Genomic DNA, 2,144 nt, shown 5'->3' with positions numbered 1-2,144 from the left:
AATCACAATAATCATTGCCATGGCAAACCCCGCCAGGTTAAAAATAGTGATTCCGGCTTTTTTGCTTATCTTCATGTTGCACTGCCCATCCTCTTTCAAATTTACCGGCGAAGCTGTGAAATACCTCCCCATTTTGTGTCCTTCTGGGAGAGAATCAGCTCCATCCCCTCCGGGATGGGCCATTCCACGCCGATGTCAGGATCATTATAAAGAATTCCTCCCTCATCGTCAGGATGATAAAAATCCGTGCATTTATAACAAAATTCCGCATAGTCAGACAGCACCAAAAAGCCGTGGGCGAAATTTTCAGGAATAAAAAACTGCTTTTTGTTCTCCTCGGAAAGCAAAACGCCATGCCACCTTCCATAGGTGGCAGAGCCTGGCCTGATATCCACAGCCACATCGAAAACCTGGCCTTTTATGACCCGCACCAGCTTGGCCTGTGGAAACTGCTTCTGAAAATGCAGTCCCCGTAATACCCCTTTCCTGGAGGCTGACTGGTTGTCCTGCACAAACACCCGGTCAATGCCAGCCGCCTTGTAATCCTCATAATGATAGGTTTCCATAAAATACCCTCTCTCGTCGCCGAACACTGTAGGGGTAATAATCTTCAGCCCTTCAATCTCACAGGTCTCCACTGTAATTTTTCCCATTCCATGCCTCCTGTTTCCACTCGTATATCTGCATTTGCAAAATTTATTTTAAGACCAAATTGCGGCTGCCATATCTTTCATAAGCAGACCCTGTCTGGCCGCCGGCACTTAGGCTGCGTCCTTTGCAGCCTTATGTACCGCTGCGGTCAGACCGGAGCGAAAGCGTGTCTGCGCTGAAAGATATGGCTCTTGCAATTCCGATATTATCCATCAATTCCCAGATAGCTTACATTCATATCCACATTTCCCTGGATGCCGTCGATACGGCCCTTGGAGGTGTACTGCCACATTTGATAATAGCCCTGATAAATGGGGATGCTTCTGTACTCCGCAAGCCAGATGCAGTAATTTTCCAGGCGTGCCGTCTCCAGATGGCTGTTATACCAGTTGCGGCTGCCGTATACGCCCGCCCGGTATCCGGCATTTTCTATGGTGCGGCAGAAGGCCTCACAGACTAAGGTTCTGGTTTCTACGTCCAGCCCGTCCGCTCTCCCGTTTCCTCCCGCACTTTCTGTATCAATAAAAATAGGGTAATCAATTTTGTATTCCCGGACCAGATTGAGCACAGCGGACGCTTCCTCAACAGCCTCCACCTCATTTACAGCCTGGGTAAAGAAATACACGCCCACCGGGATTCCGGTTGCAGCCGCACCCTTCATATTCGTTTCAAAATAGGGATCCTCCACAAGGCTTCCCGTCACAGAGCCGCGATAGCCCGCACGCACGATGGCAAACTCCACCCCTGCGTTTTTCACCTTGTCCCAGTCGATATCGCCGTTCCATTTTGACACATCAATCCCCACCTTTGAATTTCCGGTGGCTGTCTGCAGCTTCTTAATCTCGGTGCTGTCCGCATCCTCTATGGCATCCTGAACGCCGGAGTCCTCCGCCTCCGCATCAATTTCATCCTCCGTCTTGATTAAAAGGGAGATATCCTCAATGGCCAGATATTCCACTTTATCCTTCACCCGGACTCTGGTCTCGTTTGCAGGAACCTTATAGCCCTCTATGGGGAGCAGCTCTACATAGTATTCCCCCGCAGAGAGTCCTCCTATGTAAATCACGCCGTCCTGATCCAGATCCTTATACTCCTCCGAATCGTCCAGCCGCACGTAAAAGCTCTCTCCTGAAACCAGCTCTCCCGACATGTCCACAATCTGTATCCGCAGATCCTTCTCCACGGAGGTCACCATCAGAGACAATCGGTTTTCCTGATTTCTGGCCGCCTCCAGCACAGGATTGATCTCTTGGTCAAAAAAAGTCTCGTCCTCTAAGAAGGCGGACAGATTGTTTCCAATCTGTCCGGAGGGAGCGCTTTGCGCCTGTGGAGCCTCCTGCTCTCCCTGGAGGCTCTGCACTGCGCTGCCTTCCTGCGTGGTATCCGGATTTCCCCTTTCTGCCTCCGCCGAAGCAGCCGCACCCATGCCGCTCTCCACAGTCCCGGCAAAAAGGCTCTCCCTGTTGCCGTACAGCACCAGCACGGATATGAGC

Annotated in this window: 2 protein-coding genes; both read right to left on the bottom strand. The window is 51.1% G+C overall.

The features are described 5' to 3' along the window. Positions 1-101: 101 nt before the first annotated feature. Positions 102-653, bottom strand: a complete 552-nt coding sequence (gene rfbC, locus AC1WIP_RS14925; protein ID WP_481142573.1) for a dTDP-4-dehydrorhamnose 3,5-epimerase — start codon at positions 651-653, stop codon at positions 102-104. A 203-nt stretch (positions 654-856) separates the two neighbouring features. Continuing rightward, the coding region (locus tag AC1WIP_RS14920; protein ID WP_481142572.1) for a glycoside hydrolase family 25 protein at positions 857-2,144 on the bottom strand (1,288 nt) is incomplete at its 5' end.

The sequence above is a fragment of the Acetatifactor sp. genome, assembly GCF_982438285.1.
Note: the sequence above shows the minus strand (reverse complement) of the source record. Positions and strands in the feature narration are given on the sequence as shown.

What these genes read in the sequence shown, in the direction of transcription:
- rfbC (WP_481142573.1), bottom strand. Translation starts at nt 653, where the DNA reads ATGGGAAAAATTACAGTGGAGACCTGTGAGATTGAAGGGCTGAAGATT.